We start from the raw sequence: 5,473 nt of genomic DNA, 5'->3' as shown, positions 1-5,473 counted from the left end.
GCTGCAACACAAACCATAAATGCTACAACAGCAAATAACCCAATAACTGTAACCGTTACCGATGCAAACAACTGCACAGCAACTTCTACTGAAACTATTACAGAATACTTACTTAATGCAACAACTACACAAACAGATTTGACTTGTAATAGTGTAAATACAGGAGTAATTGATTTAACAGTTACAAATGGTACTTCACCTTTTACTTATTCATGGACAGGGCCAGGTACGTTTACTGCTAATACCGAAGATATTGCAAATCTTACATTGGGTACTTACAATGTAACTGTTACCGATGCCAACAGTTGTACTTGGACAGGTAATGCTACAGTTATTGAAGATATTTTGAATTCCAACTGGCCTGTAGTAATACCAAATACAAACGGCGACGAACAAATTTACGACATGGCTTATGATGAACAGGGAAACATTTATGTTATAGGATTATTTAACGATAACATTACACTTCCTGATATTAATAATATTCCTGTTACTTATTATTCGACATCTTCAGATGTTAGTATTTTTGTTGCTAAATATGACTATTGCGGAAATTGTATTAATGGACATGCATATGGAACAATTGCCAGTACTGTACTTGGTACATTGGATTGTCATATTGAATATCTTTCAAGTGTTAGTAAAGTTGCAGTTACAGGCCCGTTCACATCTGTTGATTTTACAGACCCTCCTTTTACCGGAAACGAAATGACTGCCAGCAGTGGCGGTGTTTTCCTTGCTTTTCTTGACCCCACGACATTATATTGTACTACCACACAAGAAATAAGTTTGATTAGCACCCAAGCTGTTTATGTAAAAGGTCTTTCGCTAAATGGAAATTCAGCATTTATTACAGGGATATTCTCCGATTACATACTTACTGTTTCACCTTCCATGGGGATTCTTTATAATACCAATACACAAGCATGTTGTCCACATGATGATATTTTTATGGCTCGTTTCGATTTTGTTTCAAATGACCTCCAGTTTGCTTGGAGCAAAAGCTATACACAGAGTATTTCTAACGATCAGGGAATGGCAACCGAATGGGCAGGTGCATCTGACATATATTTTACTTATAAGAGAGATCAGGAAAGTTATATTGTAAAAATTAATGCTTCAGACGGTTCTTGGGTTATGGGTTCCGAAGAAAAAATAGGTATAGGTTCAGAATATTTCGAGATAAACGACATGGCAAGTTACAATGGTAAGCTTTACCTCTGCGGATTTGAAAACACACCACCAAACTCAAATCGTGCAGCAGTTATTTTCTATCCAAATCTCCCTACTATAGACTGGAATCCTACGGATGCAATTCCTGTGATTTCTTTTCCATCTTCTGGTAATAATAAAAATACTGCCAATAAAATTGTTGCTAATAGTAATGGAATCTATGTAGCCGGCACATTTGGAATAGATCAGTTTAGCCTTGATCCAATGAATAATGCAACTCCATTAACCCTTTATGGTTCTCCGCCAACCGCTAACCACTTTGTAACAAAGTTCAATCCTACCACTTTTGCTTTCCAATGGCAAACAGGGGTAATGAGTAACACAATTGGAACATCAAGAGCCACTTCATTGGTATATGACAGCGATCGTGATATGTACTATATTGGGGGTAGTTTTGATGGTATTGTTCAATTAAACAATATTGCAGGTCAAACAATGAGCACAAATACTGGAAATGATGCCTTTATTGCTCGTTTCGAAGACTTAAATGCTGCAGCATATTACAAAATATTTGCGTTAAATAAAGATACATTAAGCAATAACAATTCCCAATCGTTAGAACTGTTCCCAAATCCAACCAACGGAAAAGTTGTAATTACATCTATTGCTAACGATGTGTTTAATAGAATTGCCATAACAGACGTAACAGGATGTAAGGTTTATGAGAAAAGTTTTGCAGATGTAATTTTTAAGACTGAAATAGACCTTTCTTTTCTACCTTCGAACACTTATATTGTTACAGTAAACACTTTAAATAATGTATATAATCGCAAACTTGTAATTATTAAATAATATTATGAGAAATAAAATAATTTCTTATAGTGCCTGTTTATTCTTAAGTTTACAATTAAACGCTCAGGTAAATCTTGTTGATTCTGCTACTATTTGGAACATGTGGATGGTTTGGAATCCTACTCTATTTCAGAATTTATATCCTCAAATGCCATTTGTTCCAAATGGTGGTTCTGCAATGAATATTCTTTGGAGTAATGGAAGAATAATAAAAATGAGTGCCCAACAAAACACTATTCTTCAAGGCACACTACCTTCTACCATTCAAAACCTGACAGAATTAACCGTGATTGATTTGCGTTTCAATCCGAACTTAACCGGTCCCATACCACCTGAACTTGGCTCTTTAACACATTTACAAAGACTAGAAATAGGAGCTTGCGGTTTTACTGGTACAATTCCTTCTGAAATTGTCAACCTAAGTAACTTGGAAGATATAATAATAGGCAACCCGGGTATAGGTGGTGTAATACCAACTTCATTTCAAAACCTCCATAAACTGAATATGTTTTCACTTTATAAATCAGATGTTAAATGTAACCTTCCGGGTTATTTCGGCTTGCTTGATACTTTACAATTAATTTATTGTCAAGGAAATCATTCTTTTGGTGGAATATTAACTGATTCTTTATGCCTTTCACAATCAATTGAAGAATTACGTATTTTTAAAGACACTTTTTATGGTCCATTACCCTTATGTATTGGTAACATACCTTCGCTTTTGGCATTGGATATAAGCCACAACCATTTTACAGGGGCAATACCGTCATCTCTTTTTCCACCGGCAAGTAATTATATAGAATTAACAGCAGATTCTAATCATTTAACAAGCCTTCCATTTATACCTCACGAACAATCTCCCTTGCCACCATATTCTTACTTATATTATATGAGAGTTTATGATATACGCTGGAATAAATTACAGTTTGGCGATTTCGAGAATACTTATTTAAACGGTTGTCAGTATTGTATTAATGGTCCAATAGCCCCGCAGGATTCGGTTTGGTCGTTATTAGATTCAACAGTATTAATAAACACAAATGTAACTTTAAACAGCACCGTTACAGGGCTGTATAATACTTACTATTGGTATAAAAACGGTGTTTTGATAGATAGCACAACAAATGGTTTGTTGGTAATACCAAACATACAGCACAGTGATTCGGGCATATACACATGTAATATAACAAATCAATATATTACACCCTGGAAAAATTTAACATTAAACCGCAACCCAATTACGCTGCACGTTGTAGATTCGCTAAATAGTATCGGAATTACAAACACAGATTTAAACCCCGAAGTTTTTCCTAATCCGTTTAACCAAACACTTACAATAAAATTAATATCTCAATTTTACGAACCAACAACACTTACATTAATAAACGCATCAGGAAAAACAGTAATGCAAGCAAAAACACAAGCTAACGAATATGTTTTTAATACAGAAACATTACCAACAGGATTATATTTGCTAAAAACAGAAACAGGGAGGAGTATTGCAACGTTTAAGGTAAGGAAGGAGTGAAATATCTAACAAATTCATTATTCACATAATATATATATTTATTAAGCGTTAATTTGTTATATTAACCAATTAAAACTTACAATTATGACAACAACATCCGGCATGGTAAACGAAATTTCAAAGCACCGCGGTATAGAAACCGGTCACGCCAAAAACGTAGCAAATTTCGAACAACTTATTTCTGTTTGTACAGGTTACGGAGCACCGTACAACCCTTCAAAAGTTTCATTAAAACTAACTGCATTAAACACCCTGTTTACATCTTCTCAAACATCTATGACAAATGTTAAAGACAAATTCAATGCAGCTTCAGTGGCTATCGATGCTCGTGAAATTTTGTTTGCTCCAGCTCTTTTTAGTAAGTTTATTACCCGAATTTTAAATGCACTCGAAAGTTCCGAAGTTACCGAACAAAAAATCGACGATGCTAAAACCATTACACGAAAACTTACAGGTAAAAGAGCTACCCCAAAAACTAAAAAAGCTTTGAATGCCTCTACTACCACTCCTGCAACAGAAACTATACCCGTAGTAGAACACGTGGAAATTTCATCCTCTCAAATGAGTTACGACAATCGTTTGGACAATTTCGCTAAACTTATCAATTTATTATCTACCGAAACTGGTTATACTCCAAATGAAGCAGATTTAAAAGTAACAGCATTAAATACTCTGCTTGCATCAATGAAAACAAAAAATACTGCTTTTATAAATGCCGAAACTGCTTTAAGTAATGCCCGAATTAGTCGAAATAAAATCCTTTACCTTGATGTAACATCACTTTACAATACACAATTAGATGCAAAGAAGTATGTTAAATCAATTTTCGGAGCAACAAGTCCCGAATATAAACTAATAAGTAAGATACCTTTTACTCAACCTCGTTAATTTTCTTTAGGAAACAACCTCAGTACATTTGGAAACTTCCTCAGCATTTTGACAAACAACGACAGGGTTTTAGGAAACAATGGGAGTGTTTTAAGAAACAGTCAAAATATTTTAGGAAACAACGAAAGGGCTTTAAGAAACAGCCAGGGGGTTATAGAAAACAACGAGAGGGCATTAAGAAACAAACAGAGGGTTTTAGGAATTAATGACAGGGTTTTTAGAAACAACTAAAGGGTTTTAGGAAATTTATACAGGGAGTTATAAATAACGAATATTATTAATAAACTTTGCCACCAACACAAGTGTAACCACATTCCGCTTTCCCGCAAGTGCCACCCTGCAACCTAAAAAGCGTAAAGAGGTTTCACTTTTTGCCTGCCCTCGCATTGCTTAAACGTACTGCAACTTGACAAATACTGAAAAAATAACAAAAAGTCCCTTCACACAAAAAATTTAAACCCTATCACACAACCACCCCATAAAAAAGCTCTTTGACAGTTCACAGCACAATTCAAAATAACTTATCTTTGTGACAAGAATAATAAACCGCCAGTGCATAACACAATCTACGAAAAACAACGTGCAGTTATGTGCAACTTGACAATTATAACAATGAATAAACATTTTAGCGGTTTGACAGGAAATTGTATTAAATTGCACGTCGTTTCGTAGTTCCAATCGTTAGCAACCATAATATTAAAAAAATGTGTCTAATGTTATTCTATGACTTTGAAAAGTAAAATATATTTAATTCGTTCTATAAATTTTGTGGTTGGACTTCAGAGTTTCACTCTGTCAAATAACATTTTACAAACTCGTTGCGGTTTTCGAGGAACGTTTTCTAAATAAAATTTCTCGTTGAAAACATTTTACAACTTGAAACAACTTAACTCGTTGATAATGAAAATAATTACGGTTGCTAACACACACTTAAAAAAACTGGGCGGTTCGGTGCAACTTGACAATTGTGAAATAATTTGTAACTTTGTGGCAGCTTGATAAATGTTACGGTTAAACGCCCAGTATTTTTCA

Annotated in this window: 4 protein-coding genes; all 4 read left to right on the top strand. The window is 34.5% G+C overall.

From position 1 onward, the window contains the following. On the top strand, positions 1 to 2,025 hold a 2,025-nt coding region (locus tag ACYC56_RS11760; protein WP_461374372.1), incomplete at its 5' end, for a T9SS type A sorting domain-containing protein. Between the two features lie 4 nt (positions 2,026 to 2,029). After that, complete coding sequence (locus tag ACYC56_RS11755; RefSeq protein ID WP_461374371.1) at positions 2,030 to 3,553, top strand: T9SS type A sorting domain-containing protein; 1,524 nt, start codon at positions 2,030 to 2,032, stop codon at positions 3,551 to 3,553. Positions 3,554 to 3,637: 84 nt separating this feature from the next. Then, entirely contained in the window at positions 3,638 to 4,441 is an 804-nt protein-coding gene (locus ACYC56_RS11750; protein WP_461374370.1) for a hypothetical protein, read from the top strand. Between the two features lie 48 nt (positions 4,442 to 4,489). After that, complete coding sequence (locus ACYC56_RS11745; protein WP_461374369.1) at positions 4,490 to 4,672, top strand: hypothetical protein; 183 nt, start codon at positions 4,490 to 4,492, stop codon at positions 4,670 to 4,672. Positions 4,673 to 5,473 lie beyond the last annotated feature (801 nt).

The organism is Candidatus Aquicultor sp. (genome assembly GCF_054640775.1).
Note: the sequence above shows the minus strand (reverse complement) of the source record. Positions and strands in the feature narration are given on the sequence as shown.

Bases quoted from the DNA above. Each gene is read 5' to 3' on its own strand.
- ACYC56_RS11755 (WP_461374371.1), top strand. From the start codon at position 2,030: ATGAGAAATAAAATAATTTCTTATAGTGCCTGTTTATTCTTAAGTTTA.
- ACYC56_RS11750 (WP_461374370.1), top strand. From the start codon at position 3,638: ATGACAACAACATCCGGCATGGTAAACGAAATTTCAAAGCACCGCGGT.